The organism is Pseudomonas nunensis, from assembly GCF_024296925.1.
GTDB lineage: Bacteria > Pseudomonadota > Gammaproteobacteria > Pseudomonadales > Pseudomonadaceae > Aquipseudomonas > Aquipseudomonas nunensis.
In genome coordinates this window covers 5683126-5698186 of the sequence record NZ_CP101125.1, presented here as the reverse complement: position 1 = coordinate 5698186, position 15061 = coordinate 5683126, and the positions used below count along the sequence as shown (strand labels likewise).

The window sequence follows — 15061 nt, the reverse complement described above, 5'->3', positions numbered from 1 at the left end:
CGGAAAATCATGGCAGCATCCTTTCAACAGCATCGGTGAACACTTTCGGCGAGGCCAATTGCATCTCGCGGCTGCTCATATCGACCGCGACCTGCACCGAGCTGGCGCGGGTCAGGCGCTCTCCAGTGTGCAGGTCGCTGATCAGGTAGTTGATCTTCAACCGGTTCTCCCACTCCACCAGACTCGCGCGCACGTTGAGCTTCTGGCCGAACACCGCACCGCGCACGTAGCGCAGTTGCAGATCGATCACCGGCCAGGCAAAACCCGATTCGACCATTGCGGTGTAGTTGTGGCCGAGTTTGTCCAGCAGCGCACAACGGGCGACTTCCAGGTATTTGACGTAATGGCCGTGCCACACGACGTTCATGGTGTCGACGTCAAAGAACGGCACGAGGATTTCCGTATCGGCGTGAAGCACTCCCTTGCTACGCATGCAGCCTCCAGTGTTGCTCGGCGATCCGTTTCAGGCACAGGCGCAATTCACCTTCCAGGGCGCGGTCTTCGATGACCGGCGGGAAGTCCTTGGCCAGTTCTTCGTGCATGGCGGCGAGTGATGGCGGCAACGGGCGTGCGTCTTCGGCCTGGCTGCGCAGCCAGACGCCTTGATTGGCGGCCAGCAGCGTGGCGGCGGCGACTTGTTCGGTCAGCTCCAGCACGCGGACTGCATCCCGGGCGGCGATGGTGCCCATGCTGACTTTGTCCTGGTTATGGCACTCGGTGGAGCGCGAGAACACGCTGGCCGGCATCGTATTTTTCAGCGCTTCGGCGGTCCAGGCGCTGGTGCCGATCTGCACGGCTTTGAAGCCATGATTGAGCATGGCGCGGTCAGCGCTGGCGCCGGAGAGGTTGCTCGGCAAACCGTGGTTGTAACGCTCATCCACCAGCAGCGCGAGTTGCCGATCCAACAAGTCGGCGACGTTGGCCACCAGGGTTTTCAGGCTGTCCATGGCGAACGCGATGTGGCCGCCGTAGAAGTGCCCGCCGTGCAGCACGCGTTCGGCTTCGGCGTCGATAATCGGGTTGTCGTTGGCGCTGTTGAGCTCGATCTCGATGAACGAACGCAGCCAGTTCAGGCTGTCGGCCAACACGCCGAGCACATGCGGTGCGCAGCGCAGGGAATAGCGATCTTGCAAGCGATGCAGAGGCGCGGTGGGCGCGTCGATTGCCAGATCCTTGCGCAACCACGCGGCGACTTGCATCTGCCCCGGGTGCGGTTTGGTGGCGAACAGACGCTCGTCGAAATGCTCCGGATTGCCTTGCAGCGCGACCACGTTCAACGCGGTGATGCGCGTGGCCAGTTGCAGCAGGTAATCGGCGCGGGCGAAGGCCAGGCAAGCGATGCCGGTCATCACGGCGGTGCCGTTCATCAGTGCCAGGGCTTCTTTCGGGCGTAGCACCAGCGGCGTCCAGCCGAGTTCGCGATGCACATCGGCGGCTTCGCGGCGTTCGCCACGGAACATCACTTCGCGCTCGCCGGACAAGGTCGCGGCGACGTAGGACAGCGGCGTCAAATCACCGCTGGCGCCCACCGAACCTTCTTCCGGGATCAGCGGCAGAATGTCGTGCTCAAGGAACGCTTGCAGGCGTTCCAGCAGTTCCACACGCACCCCGGACACGCCGTGGCACAGCGACTGCAAACGTGCCGCGAGTACCGCGCGGGTCGCTTGGGCATCCAGCAGTTTGCCCAGGCCACAGCCGTGGAATGTGTACAGATGACGCGGCAGCGCTTCGACGTGATGCAGCGGCACCGCGACCACGCAGGAATCGCCGTAACCGGTGGTCACGCCGTAGATCACGCCTTCCTTGTCCAACAGGGAATCGAGGAAGCGCGCACCCTTGGCGATGCGCTCGCGGTATTCAGGATCAGCCTGCAACCGGGTCGGCGCCTGACGGTTGGCCAGAGCCAGCACGTCTTCGATGCGCAAAGGGAGTTCGCCGAAGGTTACCGGCTCAAGCGTTGGCGTCGTCATCGGTCTTCCAGAAAGGGTAAAAGTTGAACCATTGTTGAGGCGCTTCAAGGCAATAGTGACCCAAGCGTTCGGCGTAGCGGGAGGCCCACTGATGAATGACCTGTTCGCGGTCGCTGCGCTTCCACACCACCGCTTCGGTGAACGGTTCGAGGGTCAGTCGATAATCGCCGGTAGGTTTCTTCAGGCACAGCAACAGATTGATCTTGCACTTGAGCAACCCGGCCAGCAGCCACGGGCCTTGGGGGAATGCCGCCGGATGCCCGAGGAAATCCACGGTCACGCTACGCCCGCCATGCAAGGGCACGCGGTCGCCGGCAATCGCCAGCCACTCGCCGCGCTCCAGGCGTTCGTGCAGTTGAAGCATGATCACCGGGTCCAGTTCGCTGACCTGAATCAGCCGCAGATTGGTCGCCCCGGCTTCACCGAGCAATCGGTTGAATTGCTCGGCGTGCTTGGTGTGCACCAGCACGTTCATGGTGACCTTTTCGCCGATCTCCGCCAGCGCGCGGCAGACTTCGAGATTGCCCAAATGCGCACCCACCAGCATCTGCCCTCGGGCACCGCGCAGTTGAGTGCGCAACAGCGCCGGGTCGATGATTTCGATCTGTTCGAGGCGCAGCTTGCCGTTCCATACATCGAGCTTGTCGAGCATGGAGTCGGCGAAGGCCATGAACTGGCCGAACACGCGCCAATGGGTCGGACGCAATTCGCTGTTGCCACTCCAGTCGGCGAGGCGTTGCTGGTATTGCCAGGCACTTTTGCGTGCGCTGCGCCCGAACAGGAAAAAGTACAAAACGATGCCGTACAGCAACGGGCTCAACAGCCGCCGGCCCAGCACTTTGGCGCAGAGTGCGGTGAATTTCATCAGCCAGAAACTGCCGCGCTCTTCACGGTCGGCCCAGTGTTTTTTGTCTGTCTCAGTGCTCATGTGCGCCACCGCCGCCAGAGGATCACCGGAGCGCGCAGCAACATGCCGAAGAACAGCCGGGTGTGCATGCTCGAAATCAGCACGTTGTCGCGGAACAGGCGAAAATGCGAAACGCCGTCCAGCGGGTAATGAACCTTGGTTTGCAGCCACTGCATCGGCAAATTACGCCAGGCCAGCCGCACCAGAATGTCCGAGTCGAAGTCCATGCGTTTGCCGATCTTCGCCGAACTGATCAGCGCCAGGGTCGGTGGCAATGGATAGACGCGGAAGCCGCACATCGAATCGCGGATCTGCAACGACAGGGTGTTGATCCACACCATCACATGGGTCAGGTAACGCGCATACAAACGACCCTTGGGCACGCTGGCGTCGTAGAGCGGATAACCGCAGATGACCGCTTCGGGATGGGCGCGGGATTGCTCGAGGAAGGTCGCGACGTCGGCCAGGTCATGCTGGCCGTCAGCGTCCACCTGCAAGGCGTGGCTGAAACCCAAACGCGCGGCTTCGCGAAAACCGGTCATCACCGCGCCGCCCTTGCCTTGATTGACGGTGAGGCGGATCAGATGCGTGTTGTCGCGCAGCGCCAGTTGATCGAGCACTTTTGCGCAGGCCTGGGTGCTGGCGTCGTCCACCAGAATGCACGGCAAGCCTTGGGCGAGAAGGGCTTCGACCACGGTGGTGATCGCGGTTTCGTGGTTGTAGACCGGGATGACGGCGCAGGGGTTATGCATTTTGATACCCACCGCACCCTTGTAGCAGCTGGCGAAGCCTGCGTTCGGCCGCGAAGCGGTCGCAAACCAGATCAACGAGGTCCTTCAGAATCACCATGGCGGCCTGATTGCGAGCGCTTCGCACTCGGACGCAGCCTGCGGCAGCTGCTACACGGGAATTCAACTTACCCACAGGTCGCCTCCAGCACGATCCGCCCGCTGGAGCAGGTGGCGGTGTCGTTGCGGTAGGCGAAATACAACTTGCTGCGCACCGGGTCGAAGCGCAGGTGCAACTGGATTTCATCGCCAGGACGCACCAGTTGCTGGAATTTCAGCACTTCCATGCCGGCGAAGTTGGTCGGCAAATCCATCAGTTGCTGACCGAGGCTCAGCGCCCAATCCACTTGCACCACGCCGGGCAAAACCGGCGCTTGTGGAAAGTGCCCGCTGAAGTAGGCCAGGTCCGGTGGCACTGCCAGTTGCAGGCTCCACTCGCCATCGGTTTCAACCTGTTGCAGCACGTCCGGCGCTTTGGGGCGCGGGGCCAGCAGCAGGGCTTCGACGTCGGTCTGGGGCAGTTTGCCCTGAGCGTTCAACGGCAGTTGTCGCAGTAAGCGCCAGCGCCGAGGCAAGGCGAGGGCTTCGCAATGCTGACTCAGGTGCTGACGCAATTCTTGAGTGAGGGTGCGTCGCCCCTGATTGCGCAAGGCATGCAGCCCTTGTTGGCTGAGCACCAGCAGTGCGCCCAGTGAGGCGCGGTTTTCCTGAACCACGCCGAGGCGCGCTTCGGCGACCCAGTCGTGGGCCATCAGTGCCTGTTCCAGCATTGGTAGCGAGATACGTTTTTCTTCCAGTTTGACGATGCGGTCCAGCCGTCCCAGCAGTTCGAAACGACCGTCAGCGGCGATCCGTGCGGCGTCGGCGGTGTGTTCTATGTGGTCGGCGGGCAGGTACGGCGAGGCGATAAGCAGGGCGCCGTCGCTGTCCTGGCTCAGCATGACGTTGGCGAACGGTTGCCACAGGTCTTGCCCTTGGCGCCAGGCGATGCCGCCGGTTTCCGAGCTGCCGAGGATTTCCGTCGGCCATTGCTCCAGGCGTTCGAACAGACTTTGCGCAGCCTCGGTGGGCAGCGCGCCGCCGGAGGAAAACACCCGGCGCACCACGCTCAAGGCCGGCCAGTCGAGGTTGTCGCCCATGCGCTTGAGCAGCGCCGGACTGGCAACCCAGGCAAACACCGGATGTTCGCGGCTGGCACGCTGCAGGTCTTCCGGAAAGGCCAGTTGCTTGCGCACGAATGGGCGCCCGGCGCACAACGGCCAAAGCACGCGGAACAGCAAACCGTAAATGTGTTGGGTGCCGACGCTGCCAATGATGCAAGCCTGGCCCAGGTCCGCGCCCCACAGCTGTTCCAGCGCTTCGACTTCATTGGCCAGTTGCCGCAGGGTTTTGTCGATGCGCTTGGGTTCGCCGCTGGAGCCGGAGGTGCACAGGCTCAGCTGACAGCGATCCAGATCCAGCGCGGCGGCGGGCATCGGCGAATGCTGATAATCGGCCAGATGCGCATCGTCAGCCTGATCGGTCAGCCACAGATCGACTTCCGTCGACCAGCGCTGGCGCGTCTGCGGCTGCAAATCGGCGGGCAGCAACACGCTGACCCCGGCACGCCAGGCACCCAGCAGCGCGATCGCCAGGTCGGCGGCATCTTCCAGGTGCACGGCAATGCGCCGCACGCCTTGGGTTTGCAGGCCGGCGGCGAGGCTCAGGGCCTGTGCGCACAGTTGTGCGTGATTCAACGCCGGCTCGGCCGTCAGGGCTCGTTCCGGCTGAGCCTTGAGCAGCAATTGCTCAAGTGTTATCCAAGTCATGGGTGGCCTCGTACCCGTTGTCGTATTAGCCATTCAATGGCAAACATCAGGCCGATCAACCCGTAGGAGATCAGGCCGGTGTACAACATCCACCAACTCAGCGGCGCCCAAAGGGTCAGCGCGGCGGCGCACAAACCGTTGCAGAAAAAAAACACACTCCAGGCCACCGTGACCTGGCGCGTATAAACAATTGCCTTGGCCGGCAACTGCGGTTCACGCAGACGGGCCAGGCGTTCGGCCATCGGCGGGCCGTATTTCAGGCTCAGCCCGAACAGCGCCAGCATGAAACCGCTGATCAGCACCGGGTACCAACGCAGCAGCGCCGGGCTATCGAACACCGCCAGCAGCAGGCAAAACACGATGGCCACGATGGCCATCCACAGGCTGCCTGGTCGGCGTACGCCGGTCAGTGCGCGCGCCAGCCACAGGCTGCCGAGCAACAGACCGAACTGCCACGGCGCGAAATGCTCCATGCCGAAATACACCGCAAAGGGGTACAGCAGGCCCGCCAGCAGCAGGCCGAGGCCGATCACTCGGCTCATGCGGCCGGTTGAACCAGACGGTAGACCGCCTCGACCACATCGCTGACGGTACGCACCGATTTGAATTCTTCGGCGGCGATTTTCTTGCCGGTCTGGCGCTTGATGTGATCGATCAGGTCGACGGCGTCGATGCTGTCGATTTCCAGATCCTGATACAGGTTGGATTCCAGGCTCACGCGCTCAGGGTCCAGCTCGAAGAGTTCGACCAGGGCATCGCGCAGGGTGTTGAAGATATCGTCACGAGTTTGCATGGTCCGGTCTCAAGCTGCCTGTTTTGCAGTGACGAATGCCGCAAGGCTCGCCACGTTGCTGAAGTGGTTACGGGTGTCCTTGGCGTCGGCATCGATCTTGATGCCGTACTTTTTCTGGATCGCCAGGCCGAGTTCCAGAGCGTCTACCGAGTCCAGCCCCAGGCCTTCGCCGAACAGGGTCTGGTCGTCGCCGATGTCGTCGGCGCTGATGTCTTCGAGGCCCAGGGCTTCGATGATCAGGTTTTTTATCTCACGGTGCAGATCGCTCATCTTCGGCGAGCTCCTTAATAAAGTAGTGATGCAGGTAATCGTTGAGCTTGCGCGAAGCCTGGGGCGCAGCGCCTTGTGCGGCAAAGGCCTGTGGGTCTATATCGGCCCCGACACGGAAACTGAAGTGCACGCGGCGTTTTGGGATCCGATACCAGGGCTCGGCCTTGGTCAAAGTGGTCGGGCTGACCTTGATAATCACCGGGGTGAGGATTTTCGCACCCCGCAGGGCAATGGCCGCGCCACCCCGATGAAAGGCCGGTGGCTGGCCGGGTTGGGTACGCGTGCCTTCTGGAAAAATGATCAAGGACTGGCCGCTTTTCAGCGCGTCGGCAGCGGCGTCGAGCATGTCCATGCTGCCGTCGTTGCTGATGTATTCGGTACGGCGCAACGGACCTCGGGTAAACGGGTTCTCCCACAGGCTCTTTTTCACGACGCAGTTGGTGTGCGGCATCAGACCGATCAAAAACACCACGTCGATCAGCGACGGGTGATTGGCGATGATCATCTGCCCCGGTCGCCCGAGTTTTTCCGCACCCTGAATGTCGTAGGTCAGCACGCCGGTGCGGGCCATGAAACGGACAAAAAACCAGAAACAGCGACTGACAATTTTCCGCGCGCGCAGCCGGTGAGCCTGCGCATCGCCGGGCAGGCAGCCGAGCAGCGGGAAAACCAGCAGGCGCAGGCACAGCCCGCCCAACCCGAACAGGGTGAAGCTCGCGGCGGTGGCCAGCAGGCGCCAGTAGTAGGCGTCGCGGTTTTTATCGATTACGGGTTGCGTTGCCAGGTCCATACACGATTTTTCCAGGCATGTTGGCAGGTTGACTGCTGGCCGAGCAGGGTACGCAATAGATTCAAGGCATGGGGCCAGTGAGCGTTGGACAGCTCATCCGGGTGGCTGTTCAGGGACAGCTGCCAGTCGGTGCCGGGGGTCAGCAACAGACCGACCGCGTAAGGAAACGGCACATCGTCGATCCAGGCCGAATAGGCTTCTGGCGGTTGTTCTTCAGTGACCACCAGCAGCACGGCGGGCGCGCCTTCCGAAAGTAGCGCCGCAGCCTCAAGCATGCCGTGTTCAAGCCCGTCGCCAGCGGCGGCGAGGGCGGTCATCTCGCTGGTTTCGCCGCGCATGATCGACCACAGGCCAATGATCGCGTTGTGCACCGACAAGCTGAACTGGGTCGGCGACAGCGGCTGATCCGCCGCCAGGTCGCTGAGAATATCGAAGGTGCGCGGGGTCTCGCCGTGACGGGAAATAAAGACCAACGGTAGGTCCTGCCGACCATCGGCCAACGGCCAGCCAACGCTAAAGGCCATCCGCGCCAGGCGGCTGAGTCGTCGGCGCTGCATGGCCGGCAGAAACGATACGTCGGGGGCGGCATCGCTGCACGGGAGCACGACCGGTTGTCGGCTCCAGGCCTGCCAATCGTCCACGCTTTCGAGCCCAGGGGCCCATGCGCGCCATTGGGCGATGTTGAAGTTGATCACAGAAATTCATCCCGCCCCTGCGGGCTTTCCTTGACGCGGTAAGTCGCAAAATCTGCGGCCGACCTGACGTGGCGCTTAACGCCGAGTGGCGCGCATTATCCCGGTGCGACGGGCGTGTAGCAAATGCTGGTTACATTTTGCGCAATCAAATGTACCGTTTGGTCCGCGAAAAAGCTGTCGTATGGCCATTATCCACATCGGGGCGGGCCAGTCTGTCGGTTCTGTCTGCGATCAACGCGTGAGTTCGCCGCTTTTTTCATCAGGAGAATGCACCTGAGTGTGTAGTCCTCATGCCTGCGAGGTAGCTAAGCGACGCCGTGGACTACTACACTCGGTCATTCTTTGATACACGGAGGTTTTGACATGCGGCGCGTGGTGTTCAATCAGAAAGGTGGAGTGGGTAAGTCGAGCATTGCCTGCAATTTGGCTGCGGTCAGTGCCAGCGAGGGTTATCGCACGCTGTTGGTGGATCTCGATGCCCAGGCCAACTCCACTCAGTACCTCACCGGCCTGACCGGCAATGACATTCCCATGGGGATCGCCGACTTCTTCAAGCAGACCCTGTCGTCCGGGCCGTTCTCGAAGAAAAACCAGGTGGATATCTACGAAACTCCGTTCGACAACCTCCACGTCATCACCGCCACCGCCGAGCTGGCCGACTTGCAGCCCAAGCTCGAGGCAAAACACAAGATCAACAAACTGCGCAAACTGCTCGATGAGCTGAGCGAAGACTACGATCGGATCTACCTCGACACCCCGCCTGCGCTGAACTTCTATGCGGTATCGGCGCTGATTGCCGCTGATCGGGTACTGATCCCTTTCGACTGCGACAGCTTCTCGCGCCAGGCTCTGTATGGCCTGCTTGCGGAAATCGAAGAATTGAAGGAAGACCATAACGAAGGCCTGGAAGTCGAAGGCATCGTGGTCAACCAGTTCCAGGCCCGCGCGAGTTTGCCCCAGCAAATCCTCGACGAGCTGATTGCCGAAGGCTTGCCGGTGTTGCCGGTGTACCTGGGCAGCTCGGTGCGCATGCGCGAATCCCACCAGGCCAACACGCCGCTGATCCACCTTGATCCGCGACACAAACTGACTCAGCAGTTTGTCGAGCTGCACAATCTGCTGGAAAACGCCTGATCCCTACAGACAACGCAGAACCCATGTGGGAGCGGGCTTGCTCGCGAAGGCGTCGTGTCAGTCAATGTTGATGTCGACTGACACTCCGCCTTCGCGAGCAAGCCCGCTCCCACAGTTTTGATTCGGGGTGGCTTCAGATCCCCTGGCTACGCAACCAACTCATCAGCTGCGGCAGCGGAAACGCCCCGCTCTGGCGCGCCACTTCCCGGCCGTTCTTGAACAGAATCAAACTCGGAATCGAGCGGATCCCCAATTGCGCCGACAACTGCTGGTTCGCCTCGCTATCGAGCTTGGCCAGCCGACACTTGCCCGCCAACTGCCCCGCCGCCTGCTCGAACACCGGCGCAAACGACTTGCACGGCCCACACCACTCCGCCCACACGTCCACCAACAACGGCAGATCGCCCTTGATCTGGCTGGCGTAATCGCCTTGTTTCAATTCGAAAGGCTTGCTCAGCAGCACCTCAGCCTTGCAGCGCCCGCATTTCGGATGGTCGCTGAGGCGCTCGCCGGGGATGCGGTTGAGGCCGTTGCAGTGGGGGCAGGGGATCAGTAATGAGTCGGACATGGCGGGCTCTGGATGAATGGGCAATCAATGGAACTGATCTGGAGTCGGAAATGATGTTTATCAAGTAAGAGGTTTTGAGTGAAATTTCTCTCATCATCCAAAAAAAGCTCCTACGAGGCCTGATGCTCCTGACTGATTTGCTCCGGGCAGGGCTACTATTAATCTTGACCGTACTTTCCCGCATCTATGCCACGACGCCAGTAGGGTTGAACAATAATGAGCGACATCGTCAAGCAAGCCGCCGAACTTTGGCCTTATATAGCGTGGTTGTTAAAACGGCCTGAATCAGAAGCCGAATGCGAACTTCTGGTGCAGTCGCGCGAGGAACTGGTAGCCATGATCGGCACTGAAAAGCGCCATTCGCTGGCGAGCCTTGTGGCGATCATGGACGATCACATCGAAGCCTATAACGGCGAGCGCTGGTCAATGAAATCTGAGTTCTGTGTTGTTTAGCCTCACGACGAACAACTGATCTCCAGATGCTTGCCCCACTCCGGCGGCCGCTCGGCGTAGCTCTCCATCCCCGGCTGTTCCTGAAACGGATTGCTCAACACTGCATGCAAACGGCGAACCTCCGCATAGTCGCCACTCTCTGCTGCATCGATAGCCTTCTGCGCCAGATAGTTACGCAGGATGTACAGCGGATTGACCGCGTGCATCCGACCCCGGCGCTGTTCCTGATCCACCGCGCCCTCACGGGCAACCCGGGCGATATACAGCTCGCCCCAGGCATCGAAACCCTTGATGTCGACAAAATCATCGCGCAGCCGGGCGACGGCGAGTTCCGGTGATTCATCCCCGAGGCGGCGGAAGAACAACGTGTAATCAACGCCGCTGTTCTGCATCAGTTGCAGCAGGCGTTCCAGCAGTTTCTGGTCGTCGTCTTCGGCGGTAGTCAGCCCGAGGCGGCGGCGCATGAGGTCGAGGTAATGCGCCTGGTACAGCGGCAAGTACAGGCCGAGGGTTTCGCGCAGGGCTTCGACGCTGATGAACGGCGTCAGGGCCTGGGCCAGGGCGCTGAGGTTCCACTGGCCGATCGGCACCTGGTTGCTGAAGGAATAGCGGCCCTGATCATCGGAGTGGTTGCAGATGAAATTGGCGTCGAAGTCATCGAGGAAGGCGAACGGGCCGAAGTCGAAGGTGATGCCGAGGATCGACATGTTGTCGGTGTTCATCACGCCGTGACAGAAGCCATAAGCCTGCCATTTGGCGATCAGTTCGGCGTTGCGCTCGACGATCTCGCGGAACATCGCGAGATACGGTTCCGGCTGTTCCAGGCATTCGGGAAAGTGCATGGCCAGCACGTGCTCGCCGAGTTCTTTTTGCTGCTCGGGGCGCTTGGTGTAGTAGAAATACTCGAAATGCCCGAAACGCACATGGCTCGGCGACAGGCGCAGGACCATGGCCGCGCGCTCCTGTTTCTCACGCCAGACTGGCGTGTCGGAGCCGATCACGCACAGGGCGCGAGTGGTCGGGATGTTCAGCGCATTCAGTGCTTCGGAGGCGAGAAACTCGCGGATCGAGGAGCGCAGTACCGCGCGTCCATCGCCCATGCGTGAGTAAGGTGTCTGGCCGGCGCCCTTGAGGTGCAAGTCCCAGTGCTCGCCGGCTTCGTTGTAGACCTCGCCCAGCAACAAGCCGCGACCATCGCCCAACTGCGGGTTGTAGGAACCGAATTGATGCCCGGAATAAACCATCGCCCGAGGTTCGGCTTCGGCCCAGAGCTTGTGGCCGCCGAACAGTTCGGCGAACACCGGCGTCTCGGCCATGGCCGGGTCCAGGTCCAGCAGCGCCATGGCGGCGGGGCTGGCGACCACCAGTCGCGGATTCGCAATGGGCTCCGGCAGCACGTGGGTTGAGAACGCGTCGCCCAGGCGGGCGAAGCGATTATCGAAGGTCAGTTCGTCGAGGGGTTTCAACGGCCATCTCCAGCAGAATGTCCGAGCATTCTGCTAGGGATAAGGCGGTTAGTCGAGTTTGGTCTCGGGCGGCTCTTGCATCGGGTCGTCGCGCAGGGCTTCGTGGGGCGCTTCGCGGGAGATGATGGTTTTTTTCTCTTCCTCGACCGGCACCAACTTGTATTCCTGGCCGTGCAGGTTCTTCAGATAAACCTCCATCTGCCGGAACGAGATGTTGATGTGCTGCTTCTTGAACTCGTGGTTGATGAAGCGGTTGACCTCATCGAGCACCGGGTTGCGGTCGCCGAGATCGCGCACATGCATGCGCAACTCGTGGTCGAGGGTGCTTTCGCCGAAGTTCAGGAAGTACACGTGAGGCTCGGGTTCCTTGAGCACTCGCGGGTTATCCCGTGCGGCTTGCAGCAACAGGGATTTGACCAGGTCCAGGTCCGAACCGTAGTCGACGCCAAGCTTGAGGGTCACCCGGGTGATCGTGTCGGTCAGGGACCAGTTGATCAGTTGCCCGGTGATGAACGTCTTGTTCGGGACGATGATGTCCTTGCGGTCGAAGTCGGTAATGGTCGTGGCGCGGATGCGGATCTTGCTGACCGTGCCCGACAGGTTGCCGATGGTGATGGTGTCGCCGATCCGCACCGGGCGTTCGAACAGGATCATGATGCCGGAGATGAAGTTGGCGAAAATCTCCTGCATCCCGAAGCCCAACCCCACCGATAGCGCCGCCACCAGCCATTGCAACTTGTCCCAACTCACGCCGAGGGTGGACAGGGTCGAGACGAAACCGACACCGGCGATCACGTAGGACAGCAGCGTGGTTGTCGCGTAGGCGCTGCCTTGGGCCAGATTCAGCTTGGAAAGCACCAATACTTCCAACAGACCCGGCAAGTTGCGCGCAAGGGCGAAAGTGATGCCGATGATGATCAGCGCGCCGAGCATGTCGCCGATGCTGATCGGCACCATGCTCATGTTGGCGCCGGTGCCGCTGGTGTATTCGTAGAGGGTGACGTTGTCGAGGTACGAGAACACCGAAATCAGGTCCGACCAGACCCAGTACAGCGCCGCAATGAAACCGCCGAGCAGCGCCAGACGGATCAGGCGCAACGACTGTTCGTTGACCTTCTCGATGTCCAGGGTCGGTTCTTCGATCACCGCTTCGCCGTCGCCGGCCTCTTTGGCCGCCTGGCGTTTGGCCAGGGCGCGCTGGTAGGCCAGGCGCCGGGCCGCAACGCTGAGACCACGTACGAATGTGGCTTCGATCACCAGCCAGAACATCAGCAGGTACAAGGTGTTGATCAACCGGTCGCTGAGTTTCAGCGCGGTGTAGTAATAGCCGAAGCACACCGCCACGAACAACGCGACGGGCAGGACCGTGAACATCACCCCCACGGCCTTGCGGAACAGCGAAGCGCTTTTATGGGTCGGGCTGCTGATCAGCAGGCGACTGAGCAACCAGGCCATCAAGGCATAACAGGTCAGCACCACCGGCATGCCGAGCACGTCATCGGCCAGTGCCGCTGGTTGCAGTTCAGCGACCGCCACCACGGCAACCAGCGCCATGACCACTAATCCGAGACGGCGAACCCAACCCTGCAGGAACTCGACCTGAGGTTTTTCCCAACGGAAATGCAGTTCGGCCACGCCGCCCGGCGCGAGGATTCGGTAGGCGGTGTAGAACACCAGCCAAGCCTGGCCCATTTGTATCAAGGCCGCGCCCATGTTGGCGTTCTGCCCGCGTGCGTCGATCTGCAAGGCCAGGCCACACAAGGCCAGACCCAGCGCCACCGGCATCGCCAGCAGGATATTGATCAGAATCGCCTGCGGCGTGTGCCACTGGCTGTCACGCTTGAAGTGGCCGATGTCCTGGTGAACCTTGTTCAGGCGGGCATACAGACTCTTGCGCCGCCACAGCAGGGCACCGATCAACAACACCAGGGGCAGAAACAGTAGCGGACGCTGGACCAGGCCGTCGCTCAACTCGCTCAGGCTCGAAGTCCATGGCAGCGTGGTGACCTGACGTTGCAGGCGTTCCGGCACGCCGCGCATCCACTCCGGGTCCAGCGGCTTGTTGCTCGGAATCCAGAACATCTGCTCGTCGAGGGTCGCCCGCAGGCTTTGCGCGGTGCTGAGCAATTGTTTCTGGTTGAGTTGCAGCGTGATGGATTCGTTGAGCACCGCACTCAATTCGCGGTTCAGTCGCTCCAGCAGGTCGGCGCGGGTGTTGGCCAGTTCCAGCAGGTTTTTGCGCAACTGCGGGGTGACTTGCTCTGGCGGTTGGGTCGCCAGCAGGTTATCGACGTAAGTGGCCGGGTTGCTGAGCAGTTCCCGTTGCTGGCTGACTTCAAACTGATACAGGCGAATGTCGGCGATCTGGTCCGCCAGGTCGCGGTCGAGCTTGAGGCGTGGCAGGGCCTGTTTCTGTTTATAGAGAATCTTGGACAGCAGCAGGCTGCCCTTGAGCACGTTGATTTGCTCGTCCAGGGCCGAATCGCTCTGGGTCACGCTGTCCAGCTGCTGCTTGGTTTGCAGGTTCTGCTGGGTGACTTCGTTGAGGCGGTCGGTGCTTTTGAGCAGGTAGTCGGAGAGTTTCAGGTTCATCGCGCTTTCAGTGGCCAGCAAGCTGCTGCTGCCGGACTTCTGCGCTTCGATGGACTGTTGGGTCACGGTCTCTTGGGACTGGGCCAGGCGTTTCTGGTTGATCAGGGTTTGCAGTTCCTGGATTTCCTGATCCTGGCGCGCGACTTTTTCCGATAGCAAGTCGTGCTGGCTGTTGCCCAGGTCTTGCAACTGGCTGTTACCGGCCAGTTCCTGGCGGCGCAGCGGGATCAGGGCATTCAGTGCCGCGAGTTCGGCGTTGAGCTGGTCACGCTGCTCGATGCTCAAGGTCTTGCCGTTGTCTTTGCCGGCCTTGAGGATGTTGTTGATCTGCTGGATGCGCGTCTGGCTGGTGGCGATCTCGGCCTGGGCGCGCTCGGGGCGGGTCTGGGCGGTGATGATCAGGCTGTTGGCCTCGGCCAGGGCTTTTTGCAGTTCGCCCTGCTGGGTAGAGCGCTCGGTCAGCATCTGTTCGAGTTGCTGGATCGACGAGTTGGCGTAGCGCTGCTCGATGGGCGCAACCTTGGTGGCCTTGAGTCGGGCCAGTTCACGCTGATTCTCGATGTTCTGCTTGGGCGCGGTGGCCAGTTGCTGCTTCAGATCGATCAGTTTCTGATCGTAATCGCTTTTGCTGGTGAGCTGAGTCAGCGTGTTCTGCAGAATCGATTGCAGGGCTTTCTGGTCGGCTTCCGGCAGTTTGCGGTCGGCGATCCTGTCCAGGCTTCCCTGCACAGCTTCGCTGGACGGCGGTTCGCCGGCTTGCAACGTACCAATGGAGAGACTCAGGCCCAACAGGGCAATGGTGAACAAAGAGCGCAGGGTTGGCATAG

Annotated in this window: 15 protein-coding genes; 2 read left to right on the top strand and 13 right to left on the bottom strand. The window is 61.1% G+C overall.

Features of this window, described 5'->3' with window-relative positions:
- Positions 1 to 7: 7 nt before the first annotated feature.
- The 10 genes from NK667_RS25005 to NK667_RS24960 form a co-directional block, all read right to left on the bottom strand.
- Complete coding sequence (locus NK667_RS25005; RefSeq protein WP_054053165.1) at positions 8 to 433, bottom strand: acyl-CoA thioesterase; 426 nt, start codon at positions 431 to 433, stop codon at positions 8 to 10.
- A complete protein-coding gene (locus NK667_RS25000) occupies positions 426 to 1970 on the bottom strand; it encodes an HAL/PAL/TAL family ammonia-lyase (RefSeq protein ID WP_054616448.1) in 1545 nt (514 codons plus the stop codon). Before NK667_RS25000 ends, NK667_RS25005 begins: the two co-directional genes overlap by 8 nt.
- A complete protein-coding gene (locus tag NK667_RS24995) occupies positions 1951 to 2898 on the bottom strand; it encodes an LpxL/LpxP family acyltransferase (protein ID WP_054053170.1) in 948 nt (315 codons plus the stop codon). Before NK667_RS24995 ends, NK667_RS25000 begins: the two co-directional genes overlap by 20 nt.
- Entirely contained in the window at positions 2895 to 3629 is a 735-nt protein-coding gene (locus NK667_RS24990) for a glycosyltransferase family 2 protein (protein WP_054616623.1), read from the bottom strand. Before NK667_RS24990 ends, NK667_RS24995 begins: the two co-directional genes overlap by 4 nt.
- A 164-nt stretch (positions 3630 to 3793) precedes the next feature.
- Positions 3794 to 5473, bottom strand: a complete 1680-nt coding sequence (locus tag NK667_RS24985) for an ApeI family dehydratase (RefSeq protein ID WP_054616447.1) — start codon at positions 5471 to 5473, stop codon at positions 3794 to 3796.
- Positions 5470 to 6015, bottom strand: coding sequence for a COG4648 family protein (locus NK667_RS24980; RefSeq protein WP_054616446.1), 546 nt, complete (start codon positions 6013 to 6015; stop codon positions 5470 to 5472). The genes NK667_RS24985 and NK667_RS24980 overlap by 4 nt, the downstream gene beginning before the upstream one ends.
- The gene (locus NK667_RS24975) at positions 6012 to 6266 is read right to left on the bottom strand and encodes an acyl carrier protein (protein WP_007992314.1); all 255 of its coding nucleotides are present in this window, start codon (positions 6264 to 6266) and stop codon (positions 6012 to 6014) included. Before NK667_RS24975 ends, NK667_RS24980 begins: the two co-directional genes overlap by 4 nt.
- A 9-nt stretch (positions 6267 to 6275) precedes the next feature.
- A complete protein-coding gene (locus NK667_RS24970) occupies positions 6276 to 6536 on the bottom strand; it encodes a phosphopantetheine-binding protein (protein ID WP_054053176.1) in 261 nt (86 codons plus the stop codon).
- Positions 6517 to 7326, bottom strand: coding sequence for a lysophospholipid acyltransferase family protein (locus tag NK667_RS24965; RefSeq protein ID WP_054053178.1), 810 nt, complete (start codon positions 7324 to 7326; stop codon positions 6517 to 6519). Before NK667_RS24965 ends, NK667_RS24970 begins: the two co-directional genes overlap by 20 nt.
- Positions 7302 to 8027, bottom strand: a complete 726-nt coding sequence (locus tag NK667_RS24960) for a beta-ketoacyl synthase chain length factor (RefSeq protein WP_054616445.1) — start codon at positions 8025 to 8027, stop codon at positions 7302 to 7304. Before NK667_RS24960 ends, NK667_RS24965 begins: the two co-directional genes overlap by 25 nt.
- A 357-nt stretch (positions 8028 to 8384) precedes the next feature.
- Here NK667_RS24960 and NK667_RS24955 point away from each other — a divergent pair, with 357 nt between their 5' ends.
- On the top strand, positions 8385 to 9155 hold the full coding sequence (locus tag NK667_RS24955; protein WP_054053184.1) for a ParA family protein: 771 nt from the start codon (positions 8385 to 8387) through the stop codon (positions 9153 to 9155).
- Between the two features lie 133 nt (positions 9156 to 9288).
- On the opposite strand, the gene trxC is transcribed toward NK667_RS24955, so the two are convergent.
- Complete coding sequence (gene trxC / locus NK667_RS24950; RefSeq protein ID WP_054616444.1) at positions 9289 to 9723, bottom strand: thioredoxin TrxC; 435 nt, start codon at positions 9721 to 9723, stop codon at positions 9289 to 9291.
- A 216-nt stretch (positions 9724 to 9939) separates the two neighbouring features.
- Between trxC and NK667_RS24945 the strand changes: the two genes are divergently transcribed.
- A complete protein-coding gene (locus NK667_RS24945; RefSeq protein WP_054616443.1) occupies positions 9940 to 10176 on the top strand; it encodes a hypothetical protein in 237 nt (78 codons plus the stop codon).
- Positions 10177 to 10178: 2 nt separating this feature from the next.
- Here NK667_RS24945 and selO read toward each other — a convergent pair whose 3' ends face one another.
- Both selO and mscK read right to left on the bottom strand, forming a co-directional pair.
- Complete coding sequence (gene selO / locus NK667_RS24940) at positions 10179 to 11642, bottom strand: protein adenylyltransferase SelO (protein ID WP_054616442.1); 1464 nt, start codon at positions 11640 to 11642, stop codon at positions 10179 to 10181.
- 48 nt (positions 11643 to 11690) lie between these two features.
- Positions 11691 to 15059 (bottom strand): mechanosensitive channel MscK, encoded by a 3369-nt coding sequence (gene mscK, locus NK667_RS24935; RefSeq protein WP_054616441.1) that lies wholly within the window; start codon positions 15057 to 15059, stop codon positions 11691 to 11693.
- Positions 15060 to 15061: the final 2 nt, after the last annotated feature.

Bases quoted from the DNA above. Each gene is read 5' to 3' on its own strand.
- NK667_RS24975 (WP_007992314.1), bottom strand. From the start codon at position 6,266: ATGCAAACTCGTGACGATATCTTCAACACCCTGCGCGATGCCCTGGTC.
- NK667_RS24945 (WP_054616443.1), top strand. From the start codon at position 9,940: ATGAGCGACATCGTCAAGCAAGCCGCCGAACTTTGGCCTTATATAGCG.
- mscK (WP_054616441.1), bottom strand. From the start codon at position 15,059: ATGCCAACCCTGCGCTCTTTGTTCACCATTGCCCTGTTGGGCCTGAGT.
- trxC (WP_054616444.1), bottom strand. From the start codon at position 9,723: ATGTCCGACTCATTACTGATCCCCTGCCCCCACTGCAACGGCCTCAAC.
- NK667_RS25000 (WP_054616448.1), bottom strand. From the start codon at position 1,970: ATGACGACGCCAACGCTTGAGCCGGTAACCTTCGGCGAACTCCCTTTG.
- NK667_RS24985 (WP_054616447.1), bottom strand. From the start codon at position 5,473: ATGACTTGGATAACACTTGAGCAATTGCTGCTCAAGGCTCAGCCGGAA.
- NK667_RS24995 (WP_054053170.1), bottom strand. From the start codon at position 2,898: ATGAGCACTGAGACAGACAAAAAACACTGGGCCGACCGTGAAGAGCGC.
- NK667_RS24965 (WP_054053178.1), bottom strand. From the start codon at position 7,326: ATGGACCTGGCAACGCAACCCGTAATCGATAAAAACCGCGACGCCTAC.
- NK667_RS24980 (WP_054616446.1), bottom strand. From the start codon at position 6,015: ATGAGCCGAGTGATCGGCCTCGGCCTGCTGCTGGCGGGCCTGCTGTAC.
- NK667_RS24970 (WP_054053176.1), bottom strand. From the start codon at position 6,536: ATGAGCGATCTGCACCGTGAGATAAAAAACCTGATCATCGAAGCCCTG.
- NK667_RS25005 (WP_054053165.1), bottom strand. From the start codon at position 433: ATGCGTAGCAAGGGAGTGCTTCACGCCGATACGGAAATCCTCGTGCCG.
- NK667_RS24955 (WP_054053184.1), top strand. From the start codon at position 8,385: ATGCGGCGCGTGGTGTTCAATCAGAAAGGTGGAGTGGGTAAGTCGAGC.
- NK667_RS24990 (WP_054616623.1), bottom strand. From the start codon at position 3,629: ATGCATAACCCCTGCGCCGTCATCCCGGTCTACAACCACGAAACCGCG.